Raw genomic sequence first — 19,652 nt, 5'->3', positions numbered from 1 at the left:
CCGAACCGCACGACCCGGAGTCCGCCGTCGCGACCGGGTCCCCCGCGCCTGCCTCGACGTCTGCCTCCGCCTCCCCACCGGCCACCCCGGAGCCGTCGGGATCCACGCCGGCGCCACCGCGTCCCGATCCGCTCGACACCGGGCCGATCGTCTCACGTATGAGCCCGCCGCTGCGCGACCTGTCCGAGGACGCGCCGATGCTGGCCCGCCTCAACGCCATCGGCTTCCGGCTGGTGATGCTCCTCGATGCCGTGGTGCTCTACCTCGTCACGGTGGCGTCGATGGTCGTGCGCTATGGCTGGGCGTGGCGTACCTACCCGATGTGGCAGTACCTGCTCTCGTTCGCCGTCCTGACCGCGATCTTCGTCGCGAGCCTGTACTTCGGCGGCCTGTACGAGCGCGAGCCGAGGTTGGGCGCACCCCCGACGCTGCCACGCGCCGTACGCCAGACGTTGGCGGCAGCCGGGCTGTTCGTCATCCTCAACCTCGTGCTCACCGGCTTCGCCCAGGAGGTCGGGTGGGTGCGGACGACGCGGGTCGTGCTGCCGCTGCCGACCCCGAACCTGGTCGCGCTCATCGCCATCGGCGCCGCCGCGGTGTCGGCCAACCGCTGGTGGGTGGCCCGAAACCGCACCCGCCGGGAAGGCCCGCCGAAGATCCTGCTCGCGGGCAACGAGGCCGACCTCGAGATCGCACGCCGCCACGTCGCCATCGACCCACGCCGCAGCCAGATCGTCGAGGAAGTGGCCGAGCCGGCGCAGATCCTGCCCGCCGTCCGCCGCACCGACGTGACCGACGTGGTGGTCGTCACCAGCCGCTGGCTCGACGACCTGTATCCGCATGCCGTGGAGCGGCTCGACAACGCCGGCATCACCATGCTGCTGCGGGTGACGGGCCGCGAGACGATGTTCGGCCTGGAGCGCCTGCGCGAGATCGGCGGCCTGCCGTTCGTGCTGTTGCGGCCGCAGACGATGCCGAGGTCGCGGCGCCACTTCAAGCGCCTGTTCGACCTGACCGTGCTCGCGGTCAGTGCGCCGGCGCTGCTGCTGCTGACCGCCGTCATCGCGGTGCACCAGCTGCTCGTCGTCGGCCGACCGCTGCTGTACTGGCAGGAGCGGGTCGGCGCCGGCGGCCGCCGCTTTCGCATGGTGAAGTTCCGCACGATGCGCCTCGACGCCGAGTCCGACGGCCGCGGTGCCCGCCTCGCCGAACAGGACGACCCGCGCGTGATCCCGGCCTGCCGCTGGGTCCGGGCCATGCGCATGGACGAACTCCCGCAGGTGTGGAACGTGCTGCGCGGCGAGATGTCGCTGGTCGGCCCGCGACCCGAACGTCCGGAGCTGACGGCGCAGTTCGAGACCGCGATCCCCGGCTACGCCCGCCGCCACGCGCTGCCGCCGGGGCTGACCGGCCTGGCCCAGATCCACGGCCGCTACCACACCGACCCCGAGTACAAGCTCGGCTACGACCTGCAGTACCTCGTCAACTGGTCGCCGGTCGTCGACCTCGAGATCCTCGCCCGCACCGTCTGGGTCGTGCTCGCCCGCCGGCTCTGAACCGGCGGGATCAGCCGGGCAGGCCGGTGCGGCGCAGGAACTCGATCACCTCGTCGGAGGTGAAGCCGGCGTCGGTGAGCGCCGCGGCGAGCCGTCCCACCAGCAGCGCGTTGCCGCAGCGGGGGCAGAAGTTGCCCTGCGCCAGCGCATCCGGCAGCCGGAACCCGCAGCGGTTGCACTCGGTGAGGTCGAGCCGTTCCTGGACCCCCGCATCACGGAGCGCGTCGACGTAGCCGCGCGCGTACTCCCACTGGATGTAGCGGTCGGGCTCGGGCGCGTAGGCGGGCTCGTGCACCGGGGTCTCGCCCGTGTCGATCAGCAGCTGCAGGTTCTCGCGCAGCATGTCCCACGGGTAGTAGTGCTCCTCGGCGCAGTCGTGGCACCACACCGCCACCCCGCGGTAGCCCTCGGGCCGGAACGTGGCCTCGAAGTCGGCGAGGTCGTGCAGGTCCTGCTGGATCAGCGCGGTCTCATGCTCGTCCAGCGGCTCGTCGAAGCCGTCGGTGTCGTCGTCGAGCCCATCGTCGTCGAAGCGCTCGTCGTCGAAGTCGTCGTCCGCCACGATGGCCTTTCGCGTGGGTCCCGCCGGGCGTGGCAGCCCAGCGTACGCGGACCACTAGGCTTTCGGCTCCGTCCACGACCCGGGGTGTCCCACGGTGCAAACGACCGCGATCGGTGGCAACAAGCAGGCGTCCGTCGGCTACGAACTCGACGACGTCGCGCTGGTGCCCAGCCGCCGGACCCGGGACGTCGAGCTCGTCGACGTGAGCTGGTCGCTGGACGCCTACCGCTTCGAGGTACCGGTGCTGGGCGCACCGCTGGACGCGGTGGTGTCGCCCTCGACCGCCGGTCTGCTGGGCGACCTCGGCGGACTCGGGGTGCTCGCGCTCGAAGGGTTGTGGACCCGCTACGAGGAGCCCGAGGAGGTCCTGGCCGAGATCGCGGGCCTGCAGCCGGGCTCCGAGGCGACCGTGCGCCTGCAGCAGCTCTACCACGAGCCGGTGCGCGAGGAGCTGATCGGCCGCCGGATCGAGGAACTGAAGGCGGGCGGCCACCTCGCCGCCGGCAGCCTCACGCCCCAGAAGGTCGAGCGCTACCACCACGCCGCCCTCGAGGCCGGGCTGGACCTGCTGCTGGTCAACGGCGTGACCGTGACGGCCCAGCACGTCGGGCTGCCGGGCAGTGACCCGCTGGACCTCAAGTCCTTCACCGCCCGCTACGACATCCCGGTCGTCGCCGGCGGGGTGGCGTCGGCGAAGTCCGCGTTGCACCTGATGCGCACCGGCGCGGTCGGTGTGCTGGTCGGCACCGGTTCGTCGGTCTCCACCACCTACGACGCCCTCGGCGTGCACGTGCCGCTGGCGACCGCGATCGCCGAGGTCGCCGCCGCCCGGGCCCGCTACCTCGAGGAATCGGGCCGCTACGTCCACGTCATCGCGGCCGGTGGCATCCGCACCGGCGGTGACCTCGCCAAGGCCATCGCGTGCGGCGCGGACGCGGTCATGCTGGGCCGTGCGCTCGCGGCCGCCGACGAGGCGCCAGGCCGCGGGGCCTACTGGGGCCTGGCGGCCGCCCACAACACCCTGCCGCGCAGCCACTACGCCCGGGTCGAGCCCGTCGGCCCCATGCAGGTCGTCCTCGAGGGGCCGGCACACCGCGCCGACGGGACCGTGAACCTCGTCGGTGGCCTGCGCCGCGCCATGGGCGTGACCGGGTACCAGTCGCTGGCCCGGCTCAAGGACGCCGAGCTCACCGTCCGCGCCGGACGGCACTGAGCCTCGTGTCCCGCCGCGCCGCCGGCACCCCGCCGTGGCGCGACCCGGCCGGTACCCCGTCGTGGCGCGACCCTGTCGGTACGCCGTCGTGGCGTGACGCGGCCGAGACGCCGCCGTGGCGTGACCCGGCGGTCGTGGCCTTCGCCGCGGCGGTCGTCCTCGGTGTCGGCCAGGCGCTGGCCGCCGCGTTGGGTCGCGGCGGCTTCGGGGTGACGCCGACCACGATCGTGGCGGGGACCGTGCCCTACGCGGCCGCGCTCGGGGTGCTCCTCGTCGTCCGGGCCGGCCGCGACGCCCCGCGTTGGCGGCACGACCTCGATGTCTGGTTGGTCGGACTCGCCGTCTTCGGCAGCCTGCTCGCGACGTGGCTGCTCGTCCGCTTCGCCGTGTCGCTGCCGCAGGCCGTCGGGGCGGAGTTCGGCTTCTACCGCCTCAAGGGGCGGATCACGAGCCCGCTCGGCGACCACAACACGGCGGCCGGTCTCCTGCTGCCACCGCTGGTGGCGACGGCGGTGCTGGCCGCATCTCGGCCGCGGTGGGCGTGGGCGGGCGGGGTGGTGGCGCTGGGCCTCGTGGCGACGTTGTCGCGCGGTGTCGCGGCGGTGCTGGCAATCGTCGTCGTTGCCGCCTTCGTGCTCGCATCACGCGTGCGGGTGGCCGTCGTGCTGACGGCGGCGTTCGGCGTGGTCGTGCTCGGGCTGACGGCAGCGATGGTGGGTCTGGACACCTCGGTTCCGCCCGGAACGGCGGCGCCGGGTCCGGCCACGCAGGCAGGGGCGGGCCCGTTGGGGGCGTCCGTGCTGGGACGGATCGACCTCGCGGTCCGAGGCGTCGGGGCGGGTGCGGACCGACCGCTCACGGGCGTCGGGCTGGGCGGCTTCGCGTCCGTCGCGCAGGACCTGCCGCAGCCCAACGACCACGCCCACCAGGCGTTCGCGAACGCGTTCGCCGAGGGCGGCGTGCCCCTGCTGCTCGCCGTGCTCGTCGTCGTCGTGACGCTGGCCGTGCGCGCGGCGCGGCTGCCGCGATCACCGCGCCGCGACCTGGTGCTGCTCGGTGGGCTGGGGCTCGTCGCCCACGCGCAGCTCGAGATCCTGGCCGGGCGGCTCGGGCACGAGGTGCTCCTGGCCGCGCTGGTCGGCCTCGCCGTCGTCCCCGGCACGTCGCGGGCAAGGGCCGGGCAGGCGTCGGGGACCGCAGGCGGTCCGGCACCCGGGACCGGGGGAGGTCGGGCACCGGAGACCGGCGGCGGTCCGGCACCGGGGACCGGAGGACGCCCGGCGTCGGGATAGCCTCGCGCCGACCCAGGAGAACGCCCCGTGAGCAGCCCGGATCGTGCCACCGTCGTCGTCGTCGACTTCGGGGCCCAGTACGCGCAACTGATCGCCCGCCGGGTCCGTGAGGCGCGGGTGTACTCCGAGTTGGTACCGCACACCATGCCGGTCGCGGAGATCCTCGCCCGCGAACCGGCCGCCATCATCCTCTCCGGCGGACCGTCCTCGGTCTACGCCGAGAACGCCCCCGCCGTCGATCCGAGCCTGTTCGAAGCGGGCGTCCCCGCCTTCGGCATCTGCTACGGCTTCCAGGCCATGGCCTCGGTGCTCGGCGGCCGGGTCGAGCAGACCGGTCAGGCCGAGTTCGGCGGCACCCCGTTGCAGGTCGTCGCGCCCGACTCGACGCTGTTCCACGGCCTGCCGCAGCAGCAGTCGGTGTGGATGTCCCACGGTGACGCGGTCACCGACGCGCCCCCCGGCTTCGACGTCGTCGCCCGTACGCCCGACACGCCCGTGGCCGCGTTCGAGGACACGACCCGCCGCCTCGCCGGGGTCCAGTTCCATCCCGAGGTCCTGCACTCCGAGCACGGCCAGGCCGTCCTCGAGCACTTCCTCTACGAGGTCGCCGGCATCCAGCCGACCTGGACCATGGGCAACGTCATCGACGAACAGGTCGAACGCATCCGGACCCAGGTCGGCGACGCCCGGGTCGTGTGCGGCCTGTCGGGCGGGGTCGACTCCGCGGTCGCCGCTGCCCTGGTGCAGAAAGCCGTCGGCGACCAGCTGACGTGCGTCTTCGTGGACCACGGGCTGCTGCGCAAGGGCGAGGCCGAACAGGTCGAACGTGACTTCGTCGCCGCCACCGGCGTGTCGCTGAAGGTCGTCGAGGTGGCCGACCGCTTCCTCGACGCCCTCGCCGGCGTGCGCGACCCCGAGGAGAAGCGCAAGACGATCGGACGCGAGTTCATCCGGGTGTTCGAACAGGCCGCCCGTGAGGTCGTCGCCGACGCCGGCGCCCACGGCGAGGAGGTCCGGTTCCTGGTCCAGGGCACCCTGTATCCCGACGTCGTCGAGTCCGGTGGCGGCGCCGGGGCGGCCAACATCAAGAGCCACCACAACGTCGGCGGCCTGCCGGACGACCTGCAGTTCGACCTCGTCGAGCCGCTGCGGACCCTGTTCAAGGACGAGGTCCGTCGCGTCGGCCGGCAGCTCGGTCTGCCCGAGTCGATCGTGTGGCGCCAGCCCTTCCCCGGGCCCGGCCTGGCGATCCGCATCGTCGGCGAGGTCACCCGCGACCGCCTGGAACTGCTGCGCCACGCCGACGCGATCGCCCGCCAGGAGCTGACCGCAGCCGGCCTCGACCGCGACATCTGGCAGTGCCCCGTCGTGCTGCTCGCCGACGTCAACTCGGTCGGCGTCCAGGGCGATGGACGCACCTACGGCCACCCGGTCGTGCTGCGTCCGGTCGCCAGCGAGGACGCCATGACCGCGGACTGGGCCCGCGTCCCCGACGACGTGCTCGCCCGCATCTCCACGCGGATCACCAACGAGGTCCGCGAGGTCAACCGCGTCGTCCTCGACGTCACCTCGAAGCCGCCGGGCACCATCGAATGGGAGTAATGGTCGCGGAGGTGCCGCCCGTATCGTTCGCGGCATGACCGACACCCTGCACGACGACAGCGGCCTGGCCGACCGGCACCAGGGCGAGCCCGCCGACAGCGGCCAGGCCGACGGCGGCGACGAGGAACGCGAGCGCTACCGCGAACTCCTCGAGGAGCTGCGCACGATCCTGCCGGGCGTGCAGGTGCTGTTCGCGTTCCTGCTCGTGGCGCCGTTCAGCCAGCGCTTCGGCGACCTCGACGAGCTCGGCCGCGACCTGTACGCGGTCGTGCTCCTGCTGACCGGCCTGGCCGCGGCGCTGTTCCTCGCCCCTGCCTCCTACCACCGCATCGGCGAGCGGCGCCGGCGACGGGAACGGCTCCACACGGCCATCCGGCTCATGGTGGTCGGCATGTTGCTGCTGGCGACCGCCATGGTGCTCGCGATCTACACCGTCATGCGGTTCATCTTCGAGGGCAGCCTGATCGCGGCGGGCGTCGCCGGCGGGCTCGCGGGCGTCATCGCCCTGCTGTGGTACGTGATCCCGCTGGCCCTACGCGTCCAGAACGGCAACGGCTGACGCGGCCGGCCCGGGCGAGGGCCCTGCGGTTGAGGCCCGTGGACGTGTCCGGTCCTCGGCGGTGCGACCCAGCATCGGCACGACCAGCTCACGTCGAGCGCTACGAGTTACCTCGGCAGGTCGAGCGCGCGGGCGAGGAAGCTGGCCATCTGGGCCCGGGTGACGGTGTCGTCGGGGCGGAAGGTGCGGTCGGGGTAGCCGGTGGTGATGCCGGCTCGGGCGACGGCGCCGATGTTGCCGGCGTGTGCACCGGCGACGTCGGTGAAGCCGTGGTCGGTCACCGGCCGCAGCTCGAGTGCGCGGGCGAGGAAGCTGGCCATTTGGGCCCGGGTGACGGTGTCGTCGGGGCGGAAGGTGCGGTCGGGGTAGCCGGTGGTGATGCCGGCTCGGGCGACAGCGCCGATGTTGCCGGCGTGGGAACCACCGACATCGGTGAAGCCGTGATCCGCGACCGGCGACAGGTTCAGTGCCCGTGCCAGGAAGGTCGCGAGTTGGGCGCGCGTGACCGTGTCGCCGGGACGGAAGGTGCCGTCCGGGTAGCCCGACGCGATCCCGGCCTGCACGACGGCGGTGATCGATGCCGCGTGGCTGCCGGTGACGTCCCGCAGCCCGGTCGTCGCGCCCGGCGCGGTCGGCGCGGTCGGGCTGGGCGACGGCTCGGTCCCCGGAAGGGGCACGAGCCGGAAGTCGAGGTCGGCCAGGCGCAACGAGTGGCGGGCCGGACCGGTGATGCCGGCGGGGGTCAGCAGGGTCCCGCCGTCGCGGAGCAGGTGCACGCCGTTGCCTGCGGCGTCCACGACCCGGACGTTCTCGAGCCGGTAGGAGCCGTGGGGCCAACTCTGCGGGATCGGATGGTGCAGGCTCCCCGCGGTGAAGTCCCGCTGATTCTGCGTCCGCACGACGCGACCGTTTCCGAGCGGGTCGGCATAGGTCAGCTCGAGGAGGGCGACGCCGCTGCCCCCGTCGGCGACCCGCACCTGGAACCACAGGCTCTCGCCGCGGTGCCGCTCGGTGCCGTTGGACAGGCGCAGGAGGGTGAGGTCGGGCGCGGTCGTGTCGGCGCTCGGGTTGTCCACGGTGAAGTCCGCGTCGGCGAACCGCAGCGCATGGGTGGTGGGGCCGGCGAGACCGGTCGGGCTGCGCTGTATCCGGCCGTCCCGGAGGTAGACGGCGAGGTTGTGTCCGTCGTGGACGGTGACCTGGACGAGCCGGTAGGCGCCGTCTGCCCAGTCCGCGCCGACGACACCGCGGACGGGTCCGTGCGCCGCGGCCGGGCCCGAGACGTCGAGGTGGTGGGCGCGACCGACGGCGTTCTCGTACAGGACGACGACCCCGTTGACGCCGGTCTGGGTGTCGATCGCGGTGTACGACACGCTGAGCGGATCTCCCGGACGCACCCGCTCGGGCGTGGTGCGCGTGAGCGCCTGCAGCTCGGGAGCGGTCGTGTCGCTGCCGGGGTTGACGTACGTGACGTCGAGGTCCGCGAACCGCAGGGTGTGCCGCGTCGGTCCGACGGCGCCGGAGGGCGTCGACCAGGCACGGCCGTCGCGTTCGTAGACGACGGTGTTCCCGGCCGCGTCCGTCAGGCTGACCGTCGTGAGCCGGTAGGTGCCGCCGGGCTGGCCTGGCAGGAGTTGCACCCGCGCCGGCCCGGTCGCGGCGGCCGTACCGCTCGCGACGGCCGCCGTCTCGTGACCGAGTTCGGAGGTGAACACGAACGCCGCGCTCCGGACGCCGCTCCCGACATCGCTGGCCCGGTAGGCGACCTCGAGCCGTTGGAGCGGGTGCAGCGTCGTCGCCGACGCCAGCTGCATCGACTCCAGCGTGGGCGTGGTGGCGTCGTTCGGTGTCTCGGCGAACGCACCGGACGGGCCGACGGACAGTCCGACCAGGGCGGCGACGAGTCCGAGGACGCCGCGGGAGCGGGCGGGGCGACGACGTGGCACGGACCTCTCCGAGATCAGTCGAGGGCGCGGGTGACGAAGGTCGCGACCTGGCCGCGGTTGACGGCCTGGTCGGGACGGAAGGTGTTGTCCTCGTAGCCGGTGGTGATGCCGGCCCGGCTCACCGCGCCGATGGCGAGACGGTGACGGTTGTGCTGGACGTCGCTGAACCCCGGCGCGCTCTCGGGGAGCTCGAGGGCGCGCTGCAGCATGGCGGCGAGCTGGGCCCGCGAGACCGGCTGGTCCGGGCAGAAGCTGCGGCGGCCGCAACCGTCGGTGATGCCGGCGGCGTACAACGCGCCGATGTTGGCGCTGTGCGTCGGGCCTGCGTCGGTGAACGGATGGGTGCCGGCGGGCAGGTCGAGCGCCTTGGCCAGGATCGTGGCCAGCTGCGCGCGGGTGACGGCGGTCTCCGGGCAGTAGCGGGTGGCGCTGCAGCCCTTGACGACGCCGAGATCGGCCAGCCCTTCGATGCCCGCGCGGTGCGAGTGACCGGCCCACACGTCGGCGAACCGCTGGGCCGGCGCGAGGGTGACCGACCGGGCGAGCCCGTCGTTGCGCTCGGCGTGCGCGAGCATGGAGCCGTAGATGCTGAGGATCTTGCTCGCGTATTGCGGGTCGGTCGCCCAGTTGCCGCCACCCATCTGCTCCCACAGGCGCGCCTTGCCCTTCGGGGTCACGAGGTGGAAGCGCGGGCTCTCCAGCGGGTGGGCCAGGCGCGCGACCGTCACGTTGGGGTCGGCGTAGGCCCGCAGGTGCTGGATCTGGGCGCGGACCCCGATGCGGGCGCTGCGGAACTGTGCCACGGTGCAGGTGCCGCCGTCACAGGCGCCGATGCCGGAGAAGTTGTTGTAGGTCGCGTGGACCTGGCCGTGCGACGGCCAGCGGAACCAGCCCGTCTCCAGGATCGACTGTGCGAAGGCGAGGTCGCCGGCCACGCCCTCGGCGCGACCCTCCTCGATGAAGTACTGCGCCAGGGTCTCGGGGGAGACGGTGGCGCGGTAGCCGCTGGGCTGACTGGCGCGGAACCAGGCCGCGATCCCGGCGGCGCTGACCTTCTCGGCCTGCATGACCGGGGTCTGCGTCGACGCCTCGGCCGCCGCCGGCGCGGCGACGTTGGCGGCCACGGCCGTGAACGCGAGCAGCGCCGCCAGCAGCGCGGCCCGGACGCCACGGGGTGCACGGGCGCCGAGGCGACCGAAGGAAACCGGCGAAGAGGTCGAATCGGGCAGGCTGAGGTGTGGCGGCGTGGCGAACGTCACGTGGTACCTGACACTCGGGGTCTTTGAGCACAGGACGGCCACACGCAGCCGGCGGGAGAGGCGCGGAAGATGCGCAGGGAACCGGGGTGCGGACGTCTGTCGCCGGCGCGGATCGGGGCGCCGACTCCAGGATGGTCGGCCGCTCCTGCGCTACGTTCACATCGCGTGCGCGCAGCGCCGCGACGCGCAAACAGGGGAACTTTTCTTCTGCTGACCCAGCGAGGGGCATCGCGATGGAGTGGTTGATCGTCCTGGCCGTGGTGGTCGTGCTCGCCGTCATCGTGATCGGGATGTACAACAAGCTGGTCCGCGCACGCGTGCGCGTCGACGAGGCCTGGGCACAGATCGACACCCAGCTGCAGCGCCGGCACGACCTGATCCCGAACCTGGTCGAGACGGTCAAGGGCTACGCCGCCCACGAGCGCCAGACCTTCGAGGACGTCACCAACGCCCGTGCGCGCGCGTTGCAGGTGTCCCAGCCCGGCGAGTTGGCCGAGGCGGAGAACCAGCTCACCCAGGCGCTGGGCCGCCTGCTCGCCATCAGCGAGAACTACCCGCAGCTGCGCGCCGACGCGAACTTCCGTCAGCTGCAGGAGGAGCTCGCCCACACGGAGAACCTCGTCGCCGGCAGCCGTGGGCACTACAACGCCTCGGTCCGCGCCTACGACGAGACCCGGCAGGTGTTCCCGACCTCGGTCATCGCCGGTGCGTTCGACTTCGAGGACCGCGAGTACTTCGAGGTCGAGACCGTCGAGGTCCGCGCGGTACCTGACGTCTCGTTCGAGTAAGCGTGAGCCGTACGCCCGAACCGGCGGTCTACGACGAGCTGCAGCGCGCCAACCGCCGTGCGACGCGCGTGCTGCTCGGCGGCAGCGTCTTCCTCGCCGCCGTCATGGTGTGGATCATCGCGGGCTGGTTCCTGCGCGACCTCGCCTTCGACCCCATGGTCGCGCTCCCGGTCACCGGCCTGGGCACCGTGGTCGGGCTCGGCGGCACCTACCTCGCCTACCGCAGCGGGCCGTCGCTGGCACTGCGGGCCGCGAAGGCGCGCCCGGCGGTCCGCGAAGCGCATCCCCAGCTGTTCAACGTCTTCGACGAGGTGTGTGTCTCCGCCGGCATCGCGGGGACCAAGCCGAAGTTGTACGTGGTCGACGATCCGGCGCCGAACGCGTTCGCGACCGGGTTGAAGCTCGAGGACAGCCACGTCGCGGTCACCACCGGCCTGATCGAGCAGTTGCCCCGCTACGAGCTGCGTGCCGTCCTGGCCCACGAGGTGGCCCACATCCTCAACGACGACATCAGGGCGGTCACGGTGGCCGTGGCGACCGCCGGGCTGGTCGCGCTGCTCGCCGACGTGCTGGTGCGCTCGATGTGGCTCGGCGGCGGACGCGCACGGGGCGGCGGCCGTGGCGGCAACAACAGCGGCGGTGGTGGCGCACAGGTCATCTTCCTGGTGCTCGGGTTGCTCGCGGTCGTGCTCGCGCCGCTGGCGGCCCAGCTGATCCGGTTCGCGGTGTCCCGTCAGCGCGAGTACCTCGCCGACGCCACGGCTGCGGACCTGTTGCGCGACCCCCAGTCGATGGTCAACGCGCTGCGACGCCTCGAGGCCGACCGCACCGAGATCAAGCGGTTCGAGGTGGCGACCGCGCACCTGTGGTTCGAGGAACCGAACGAGACCAAGGGCCGCGACCGAGGCGCGAAGATGGCGCGCCGCTTCGCCACCCACCCCTCGATCACCGAACGCATCGAGCGGCTCGCCCGGCTGAACGCCGGCACGGTTCGGCTCGACGCGCCGCTGCCACCGCCGCCGGGCGCGCAGCGTCCCGAACCGCCGTCGCCCGAGGCGTCCGGCGGGCGTGGCGGCGCGTTCGGCCCGCTGCACCTGCCCGGGATGCCCGAGATCGGTGGGTTCCCCGGCTCGTCGCCACCGCCCCCGCCGCCACCCCCGCGGCCGCCGGCCTGAGCATCGTTCGTCAGGGCGGGACCAGTCGGTCGGGCCAGCGGGTCGGGCCAGCGAGTCGGGCCAGCGAGTCGGGGCCAGCGGACTACCGCGCGGGCACCACGGGCAGCGTCGGCGGCACCCACAGGTCGCGGAGCAGTGCCTCCTCGAACACGGGGCGTAGCCAGCGCGTGAAGGAGGGGGCGAGGTGGCTGCCCACGTTGTGCACGAGCTTGTCACCGATCACGGCCGGGCACGTGCCCTCGTGGCACATCCAAGTGGACGCGTCGATGAAGACGGCGCCGCTGCGTGCGGCGACCTCGCGCTGGGCGTCGTGCAGGTCGACGGCGAGCGCGTCGTCGCGTGAGCTGGCACAGGTGGCGATGCTCTCGGGAGCTTTCGCCAGGCAGGTCGCGCCGCCCGCCACGGCGTGCGGTGTGGTGCCGATGACGGCGACCTCGACCTCCGGCGCCACCTCGCGCAGGCGCTCGATCATGCGGGCGAGGCCCCGGGCATGGAAGTCGGCGCGCGGGACGTCGATCGCCTGGCCGTCGCGGTCGACCGGCTCGTAGTCGCGGACGCTGGAGAGCACGACCAGGTCCGGCTGCAGCTGGGCGATGCGATCGAGCGCGTACCCCCGCCAGGCCGTGCACGACGGGTAGAAGTCACCGTCGCGGACCACGGGCATGTGCAGCGACGGGCAGCTCGCCTTCACGTACGGGACCAGCCGCCAGTCGCGGTCGACGGCGAGGTCGTGCAGCGGCGGGAACCAGTGGGCCGCGTGCGAATCGCCGAACAGCACCACCGTGCGTTCGGGGGCGTCGACGGCGCCGTAGACGCAATCGGCCGGCTTCGCGACGTGGAAGCCGGTGAAACAGTCGTCGGTGTAGACCTGGGACAGCGCGTCGCCGGCCGTCGCAGGCGGCGGGTCGATCGCCGCCGGCAGCGTGGTGGCCGCGACCGACTCCGCGAGGACGTCGGCGAGGCCCATGACCTCTGCCGCGGTCGGCTCGGCGGGCGGCTGCGCGGTCGCGGGCGGCACACGTTCGGGCGGGATCGCGAAGGCCGGCAGGTCCGAAGGCGTGTCGTCGTCGGTCCCGTCTCCGCCGGCCGGCAGGTCCGAAGGCGTGCCGTCGTCGGTCCCGTCTCCGCCGGCTGCATCGTCGCCGGTCCCGTCTCGGCCGGCCGCATCGTCGCCGGTGGCGTCCTCGTCGGCCGCATCGTGGCTGGTGGCGTCATCGCCGTCCGTGTCCTCGGCCTGTTCGGGTCCGGTGGTGGACGACCCCTCGACCGCCTCGGCAGCCTGCTGCTCGGGCCAACGGTCCCCGGCGAGCGGGACCGCCAGGACCGCCAGCAGCCCGACCACGCCCAGCAACTCCACGCCGCGGCGCAGTCGCTTTCGTCGGGGGCGCATGCGGAACGGGATGGTCGTCTCCAGGCGTGAGCAGGCGCCGGCGGCAGGCTGGCGCAGGGGCGTGAGCGGCGGCCCGTGCCCGCGGCCGGGGCACGGATCGTGCCGCTACGACGAGCGGCACGATGCCGTAGTCAACACCAGCAACGAAGCAGGACCGGCATCGGCCACGTCCGGAGGTTCACGGGGCGGGCAGCGCCGACTCGCGCAACAGCGCGTCTTCGAGCAGCGGCCGCAGCCACAACGTGAACGGCGGCGCGAGGTGGCTGCCGTCGTTGTAGACCAAGAAGTCGGCGATCACGACCGGACAGGTGCCGTTGTGACACATCCAGGCCGAGGGGTCGACGAAGATGGCGCCCGCCGACTCCGCGACCTGTTGCTGGGTCGCGAGCAGGTCGACGGCCAGCATCTGGTCCCGCTGGCCGGCGCACGACGCGATGTCCTCGAGTCGTTCGGAGAGGCACACCGGCGTGTCTGAGGGCGGGTGCGGGGTCGTGCCGATCACCGCGATGTCGGTCTCCGGCAGCAGCGCCTGGAGCCGCTGGATCATCCGCGCCAGGCCCGCGCCCTGGAACGGCTCGCGTCCGCCGTCGAGTTCGTTGCCGTCGTCGTCGACCGCGTCATAGGCGCGCGCGTTGGCCAGCACGATCAGGTCGGGCGCCAGTTCCTCGATGCGTTGCACGCTGTTCTCGCGCCACGCGTCGCACGCGTCGTAGCGGGAGCCGTTGCGGAAGACGGGGACGTCCATCGACGGGCAGCTCGCCTTGACCAGCGGGACGAGGCCCCAGCCGCGCCCGACCGTCAGCTCGTGCAGCGGCGGAAACCAGTGGGCGGCGTGCGAGTCGCCGAAGAGGACCACGGAGCGCAGGGGTTGGTCGTCGTCCGGCCCGTAGGCGCACGCGTCGGGGGTGCGCTCGTCGTCGAAGCCGAGGAAGCAGTCGTCGCCGTAGACCGCTGGCTGCACCTCCCGTGCCTGCTCCAGCGGCGGGTTCAGCGACGCGGGCAGCAGTGCGGCGCCCACCGAGGCGGCCAGGACGGCGTCGAGGCGGTCCGGGTCGGCGACGTCACCGGCCTCGATCGAACCGCCCGAGCCTCCGAGGCCGGGGGCGACGAGCGGAACCGCGACCATGGCGACGACCACCGTCGCCGCCAGACCGAGGCCCCCACCGATGCTCCGGGCGGGGCGTGCCGACAGCCACTTCGACCGGCGGATCGGGTCCTCGACGAGCCGGTACGTCAGCGCCGACACCGCCACGGTCACACCCAGCAGGCCGACCTTGTGCCAGACGGTCAGCACGCCGGGGGAGGCGTGCTCGGCGAGGACCAGGATCGGCCAGTGCCACAGGTACAACGAGTACGACCACCGGCCCAGGCGCTGCATGGGGTCGAGGTGCAGCAGGTGCCCGACGCCGCGGCGGTCGGCCACCTGCCCGCCGACGAGCAGTGCACAGGTGGCCAGCACCGGCGCGAGCGCGGTCCACCCGGGGAACGGCGTCGCCGTCGTGTAGGTGACGCTGGTGGCCACGAGCGTCACCAGCCCGAGCCAACCCAGGGCCACGCCGACGCGCGGATGCACCCGAGCGGTCAACGGGCCGGCGATCGCCAACAGGCCGCCCAGCGCGAGCTCCCACGCACGGGTGTGCAGCGCGTAGTAGGCGATGACCGGGTCGGAAGCCGTCTGCACGATCGAGGCGGTCAACGACGCCGCGACGACGACACTCAGCAACACCGCGATGCGCAGGCGCAGACGCGAGTTCGGACCGAGCAGCGCGACCAGGATGAGCGCGGGCCACAGCAGATAGAACTGCTCCTCGACCGCGAGCGACCAGAAGTGCAGCAGCGGCGACTCCGCGCCGGCGGACGCGAGGTAGTCCAGGCCCTGACCGATGAAGCGGTAGTTCGCGAGCCAGCCCGCTGCCCACAACCCGTCCGTGGCGATCGGTCCGAACAGCAGCGGCGGGGCGACGAACCAGGCGGCGACCACGGTCGTCACGATGACCAGCGAGGAGGCGGGCAGCAGCCGCCGCAGCCGCCGGGCGTAGAACTCGCGCAGATGGATCGTGCCGGTCCGCGAGCGTTCGTCCAGCAGCAGTCGGGTGATCAGGAAGCCCGACAGCACGAAGAAGACGTCGACGCCGACGTAGCCACCGGCGAAGCCGGGAACGTCGGCGTGGAAGAGCAGTACCAACAGCACCGCGACGGCACGGAGTCCCTCGATGTCGGGACGGTGTCCGGGCCGCTCGGGGTGGACCGCGACGGCGGTCGCCGTCATGCACTGACTCCCGGTTGTGAACGACTGGAGCAGCGCGCGACCGTACCGCCCGCCGCCCACCTCCATCGCCCGCCGATCCCCGTGCGGTCGTCGGCGCGGCTACCGGCCGGTGCAACGTTCGTGCCGGGAGCCGGAAGTCGACCGGCAGGCCGTCGGTGCGGGTGCCGGCCGGTGCAACTTTCGTGCCGGGAGCCGAAAGTGGACCGGCAGGCCGTCGGTGCGGGTGCCGGCCGGTGCAACTTTCGTGCCGGGCGCCGAACGTGGACCGCCAGGCCGTCGGTGCGGGTGCCGGCCGGTGCAACTTTCGTGCCGGGCGCCGAAAGTGGACCGCCCGGTCGTCGGCGCGGGTGCGGCCGGTGCAACGTTCGTGCCGGGAGCCGAACGTGGGCTCAGGAGGCCATGTACACCGGGGCCGTCGTGCCGAGTTCGCGAGCCCGGAGGGTGAGGAGGCCGGCGAGGCGGGCCAGCAGGTCGTCGACCGGCGTGAGATCCGCGTAGGTGAACGCCTCGACGCGTATCCCCGCCCCGGCGAGCTCGCCCTCGCGCTGCGCGTCCGCGCGCTGCCGGTCGCGCCAGCCGTGGTCGACACTGCCGTGGTACTCCAGGGCCAGTTTCAGGTCGCGGAAGTACCAGTCGACCCGCCGGCCCGCCAGGACCCACACCTGGGCCTCGGGAGCGGGGCGGAACGCCTGCATGATCTCGCCCATGCGGCGTTCACCCTCCGCCTCGGAGCGCAGGTCGGCCAACCCCAGCGCCTGCTGCAGCCCCACCACGCCGGGGTCGTCGGCCGGAAGGGCGTCGAGGTGGTCGGCGAACCGGTCGGCGTTGATGAGCTTGCGCCACCGCAGCTGGTCGTAGGCGAGGCGGAGTTTCCGGTCGCCGAGCAGCTCCCGGTGTCTGCCGCTGTCGACCAGGGCGTCGACGGGGCTCGCGAGCCGTACGTCGCCCAGATGGCTGCCTGGGCGGTCGTAGTCCGCGCTCCCACGCCAGGCGAAGTCGACGTGGCGGAGTCTCCGCGCAGGTCGCTTTAACACCTCGAACGGCGCATCCGGCTCGAAGCCGTCCACGCGCAGGCGGCTGAGGACGAACGGGCCGGTGACCTGGCCGTTGCGCGCCCGGAGCGCGGCGGCGATCGGCGCCTGGTCCGGCAACGCCGCGCCACCCCGGACGCGGTACACGCCGCGCTGGATCGGATGGAGGTAGCCGCAACGGCACAGGTGCTGCGCCCGGTGGCGGTCCATGTGCTGCAACAGCTGGTACCGAGCGATCACGCCGAGTTGGTTCTCGGCGAGTTGCAGTGCGGGTTCGGGCAACATGCGGCGGAGTCTCGACCCGCGCACTCGCCAGCGCCGCCCGAATCTCGACGCAGCTGTGGACAACGCCCCTCATCGCAGATGCGCAAGGGCCGGCCGGCGGCAGCCACCTTTCGCTTCCGGGCACGAATGTGGACGGCGAGCCAGGCGCGGGCCCGCCGGCGGCAGCCACCTTTCGTGTCCCGCCACGAAAGTGGGGAGCGAGGTGTGTCGCGGCCGGCCGGCGGCAGCCACCTTTCGCTTCCCGGCACGAAAGTGGACGGCGAGGCAGGCGCGGGCCGGCCGGCGGCGGCCATCTTTCGCTTCCGGGCACGAAAGTGGAGGTGAGGCGGGTTCGGGCCGGCCGGGTCTCTGGCCACCCTTCGTGTCCCGGCACGAACGTGGCGGCGGGGGCTGGCGGGTCAGGGGCGGCCGAGGCGGAGGGCGGCGAGGGAGCGGGACAGGCCGGCGAAGGTGCGGGGGTCCCAGCCGGTGAGCTCGGCCCAGCGGTCGAGGCGGTAGGCGACGGTGTTGGCGTGCAGCGACAGCTCGCGCCCGGCTTGGCTCACGCTGAATCCGGCGTCGGCGAAGGCGCGGACGGCCTCGGCGAGGTGGGGGTGGCGGGCGGCGGCGTCGACCCCGTCGGTCAGCAGCGGGTCCAGCCGCTCGGCCGCACCGGTCAGGGTCGCCCACAGCCAGGCGTCCTCGAACGTCGAGGTGGTCCCGTCCTCGGTGACCGTGAGCGTGAGTTCGGCGTCGGTCAGCGAGGCGCGGGCGCCGCGCAACCCGGCGCGTGGCGAGCCGAGCGCCAGCGCGGCGCCGGGGAAGATCCCGCGGACGGCGGCGCGCACGCCGGAGGGGTCGCTGCCCTGCGAGACGCACACCAGCTGGGCACCGCGCGCCACGACCGCGTGCCGGCCGGGCAGCCCGTCGACGGCGTGCTGGAGTTCGACCGCGTCGAGGTCGTCGCCGCCGACGCGAAGCACGCTCACGACGAAGGTGCCGGCCGGATCGAACCCGAGCGAGCCGGCCAGTCGGGGCACCTCCTCACCGTCGAGGTCGCCGCCGACGAGCAGTTCGACGAACCGCTGGCGGGCGCCGACCGCCCGGGCCTCGATCGAGCGCACCGTGGAGGCGTGCGCGTCGGCCAGGGCGTCGGTGACCTCGTGGACCCACTGCCACACCAGCGTCGCCGTCGTCAGCAGCTGCGTAGCGGTTCCGGGCTGGTCGGCGGGCACGGCGTCGACCAGGGCGAGCCACAGCTCGCGGTAGCCCACGTGGTAGGCCTGGATCAGCGCATCGACCGGCATGCCCTGCAGGGCGCGGCGGGTCCCCAGTTCGCTGCGGACGGCCAGTTCGTCGGGGCGCGGCGGACGGTGCTCGGCGAGCCCGCCGAGGGTCGCCTCGATGTTGCGGAGCACGGAGCCGTGCAGGTCACGGCGCGGCACCAACCCGCTGCGGTAGGTCGGGATCTCCTCGAGGATGCAGTCGGTGATCCGGTCGACGAGCGGACCGAGCCGCGCCAGGACGTCGGCGGCGAGCCGGGCCATCGGCTCCCAACCGTCGGGGACCTGCGGGGCCGCGTCGGCACGCGGCAGCGGCTGACGCAGATCCAGCGGCAGCAACTCTTCCGACGGCTTGGTCATACGCCCGCCTCAGGTGAGGATCCCTCGTGGAATACACAGGGACGTTCGGCCACCGGTCGGTGATCCTACGAGGTCCGTCGTTGGCGCGTCCAGCGCGGCAGCCGCAATTGGGTCCCGCGCCGTTGACACCCGTCCGACTGGACGGTACCAATCCGCACCGGGAGAATTCGTGGGAACCACGAACGGCGTTCTCGCCCCGTACGCAGGGCGAGGGTGCGGTCGGGGACCCGCATGGCGGCGTCGGGTGTGGCGGGAGCTTGGGAGCGCGCGTGCTGACATTGGAGAACCTCGAGGTCGTCTACGAGGACGTCATCCTCGTGCTCAAGGGCGTCAGCCTGCAGGTCCCCGAGGGATCGATCGTCGCGCTGCTCGGTGCCAACGGCGCGGGCAAGACCACGGTGCTGCGCGCCATCACCGGCCTGCTCGACGTCCACCGCGGTGAGATCACCAAGGGCCTGATCACCTTCAACGGCACGCCCATCCACCGCCTCGACGCGCCCGCAACGGTGGCGACCGGCATCGGCCAGGTCATGGAGGGCCGGCGCGCCTTCGCCGAGTTCACCGTCGAGGAGAACCTGCGCATCGGTGGGCACACCGCCGACCGCGGCTCGATCAACGCCAGCCTCGACCGGGTGTTCACGCTGTTCCCGCGGCTGGCGGAGCGTCGCAAGCAGATGGCCGGCTACCTCTCGGGCGGCGAGCAGCAGATGCTGGTCATCGGCCGCGCCCTGATGGCGGAGCCGAAGCTGCTGCTGCTCGACGAGCCGTCGCTGGGGCTCGCACCACTGATCGTGCAGCAGATCCGCGACCTGATCGTCGACATCAACCAGCAGGGCACCTCGGTGCTGCTGGTGGAGCAGAACGCCAACATGGCACTGTCGATCGCCTCGCACGGCTACGTGATGGAGACCGGCAAGGTCGTGATGGACAAGCCGGCCGCGGTGTTGCGCGAGGACGAGGACGTCCGCGAGTTCTACCTCGGCCGCCACGGTGACGAGGGGTCGTCGTTCCGCGACGTCAAGCACTACAAGCGCCGCAAGCGCTGGCTGTCCTAGGGAGACGACGTGGCTCAGATCCGCCCGCTTTCGCAAGCCCTCACCGGC

15 protein-coding genes are annotated in these 19,652 nt (G+C 72.8%); 8 read left to right on the top strand and 7 right to left on the bottom strand.

Annotation, left to right across the window (positions count from 1 at the left end):
* Window positions 1-158: 158 nt before the first annotated feature.
* The gene (locus tag ACERMF_RS11840; protein WP_373669309.1) at window positions 159-1,556 is read left to right on the top strand and encodes a sugar transferase; all 1,398 of its coding nucleotides are present in this window, start codon (window positions 159-161) and stop codon (window positions 1,554-1,556) included.
* 10 nt (window positions 1,557-1,566) lie between these two features.
* On the opposite strand, the gene ACERMF_RS11835 is transcribed toward ACERMF_RS11840, so the two are convergent.
* Entirely contained in the window at window positions 1,567-2,118 is a 552-nt protein-coding gene (locus ACERMF_RS11835; protein WP_373669308.1) for a DUF5319 family protein, read from the bottom strand.
* A gap of 94 nt (window positions 2,119-2,212) precedes the next feature.
* Here ACERMF_RS11835 and ACERMF_RS11830 point away from each other — a divergent pair, with 94 nt between their 5' ends.
* Genes ACERMF_RS11830 through ACERMF_RS11815 form a run of 4 tightly spaced genes read left to right on the top strand, consistent with a single transcriptional unit; the run spans window position 2,213 to window position 6,784 of the window.
* Window positions 2,213-3,331, top strand: a complete 1,119-nt coding sequence (locus ACERMF_RS11830) for a GuaB3 family IMP dehydrogenase-related protein (protein WP_373669307.1) — start codon at window positions 2,213-2,215, stop codon at window positions 3,329-3,331.
* A gap of 5 nt (window positions 3,332-3,336) precedes the next feature.
* Window positions 3,337-4,623: an O-antigen ligase family protein gene (locus ACERMF_RS11825; protein WP_373669306.1), complete on the top strand. Its 1,287-nt coding sequence runs from the start codon at window positions 3,337-3,339 to the stop codon at window positions 4,621-4,623.
* A 27-nt stretch (window positions 4,624-4,650) separates the two neighbouring features.
* Complete coding sequence (gene guaA, locus ACERMF_RS11820) at window positions 4,651-6,225, top strand: glutamine-hydrolyzing GMP synthase (RefSeq protein WP_373669304.1); 1,575 nt, start codon at window positions 4,651-4,653, stop codon at window positions 6,223-6,225.
* A gap of 34 nt (window positions 6,226-6,259) precedes the next feature.
* Window positions 6,260-6,784 carry a DUF6328 family protein gene (locus tag ACERMF_RS11815; RefSeq protein WP_373669302.1) on the top strand — a complete coding sequence of 175 codons (525 nt, stop codon included), beginning with the start codon at window positions 6,260-6,262 and terminating at the stop codon, window positions 6,782-6,784.
* 107 nt (window positions 6,785-6,891) lie between these two features.
* Here ACERMF_RS11815 and ACERMF_RS11810 read toward each other — a convergent pair whose 3' ends face one another.
* Window positions 6,892-8,730 carry an S-layer homology domain-containing protein gene (locus tag ACERMF_RS11810; RefSeq protein WP_373669300.1) on the bottom strand — a complete coding sequence of 613 codons (1,839 nt, stop codon included), beginning with the start codon at window positions 8,728-8,730 and terminating at the stop codon, window positions 6,892-6,894.
* 14 nt (window positions 8,731-8,744) lie between these two features.
* The gene (locus ACERMF_RS11805) at window positions 8,745-9,989 is read right to left on the bottom strand and encodes an S-layer homology domain-containing protein (protein WP_373669299.1); all 1,245 of its coding nucleotides are present in this window, start codon (window positions 9,987-9,989) and stop codon (window positions 8,745-8,747) included.
* A gap of 233 nt (window positions 9,990-10,222) precedes the next feature.
* Between ACERMF_RS11805 and ACERMF_RS11800 the strand changes: the two genes are divergently transcribed.
* Together ACERMF_RS11800 and ACERMF_RS11795 are read left to right on the top strand one after the other, a co-directional pair.
* Window positions 10,223-10,777 (top strand): LemA family protein, encoded by a 555-nt coding sequence (locus ACERMF_RS11800; protein WP_373669298.1) that lies wholly within the window; start codon window positions 10,223-10,225, stop codon window positions 10,775-10,777.
* 2 nt (window positions 10,778-10,779) lie between these two features.
* Entirely contained in the window at window positions 10,780-11,952 is a 1,173-nt protein-coding gene (locus tag ACERMF_RS11795) for a M48 family metalloprotease (RefSeq protein WP_373669297.1), read from the top strand.
* 82 nt (window positions 11,953-12,034) lie between these two features.
* Here the strand turns inward: ACERMF_RS11795 and ACERMF_RS11790 are convergent, their stop codons facing one another.
* The 4 genes from ACERMF_RS11790 to ACERMF_RS11775 form a co-directional block, all read right to left on the bottom strand.
* On the bottom strand, window positions 12,035-13,342 hold the full coding sequence (locus ACERMF_RS11790) for an SGNH hydrolase domain-containing protein (protein ID WP_373669296.1): 1,308 nt from the start codon (window positions 13,340-13,342) through the stop codon (window positions 12,035-12,037).
* A 178-nt stretch (window positions 13,343-13,520) separates the two neighbouring features.
* The gene (locus tag ACERMF_RS11785; protein WP_373669295.1) at window positions 13,521-15,611 is read right to left on the bottom strand and encodes an acyltransferase family protein; all 2,091 of its coding nucleotides are present in this window, start codon (window positions 15,609-15,611) and stop codon (window positions 13,521-13,523) included.
* A gap of 389 nt (window positions 15,612-16,000) precedes the next feature.
* Window positions 16,001-16,927: a hypothetical protein gene (locus ACERMF_RS11780; protein ID WP_373669294.1), complete on the bottom strand. Its 927-nt coding sequence runs from the start codon at window positions 16,925-16,927 to the stop codon at window positions 16,001-16,003.
* Between the two features lie 398 nt (window positions 16,928-17,325).
* Entirely contained in the window at window positions 17,326-18,549 is a 1,224-nt protein-coding gene (locus tag ACERMF_RS11775; protein ID WP_373669293.1) for a PucR family transcriptional regulator, read from the bottom strand.
* 269 nt (window positions 18,550-18,818) lie between these two features.
* On the opposite strand from ACERMF_RS11775, the gene ACERMF_RS11770 reads away from it, so the two are divergent.
* Entirely contained in the window at window positions 18,819-19,604 is a 786-nt protein-coding gene (locus ACERMF_RS11770; protein WP_373669292.1) for an ABC transporter ATP-binding protein, read from the top strand.
* The last annotated feature ends 48 nt before the right edge of the window (window positions 19,605-19,652 follow it).

This window comes from Egicoccus sp. AB-alg6-2 (genome assembly GCF_041821025.1).
In the GTDB taxonomy this organism is placed as follows: domain Bacteria; phylum Actinomycetota; class Nitriliruptoria; order Nitriliruptorales; family Nitriliruptoraceae; genus Egicoccus.
Note: the sequence above shows the minus strand (reverse complement) of the source record. Positions and strands in the feature narration are given on the sequence as shown.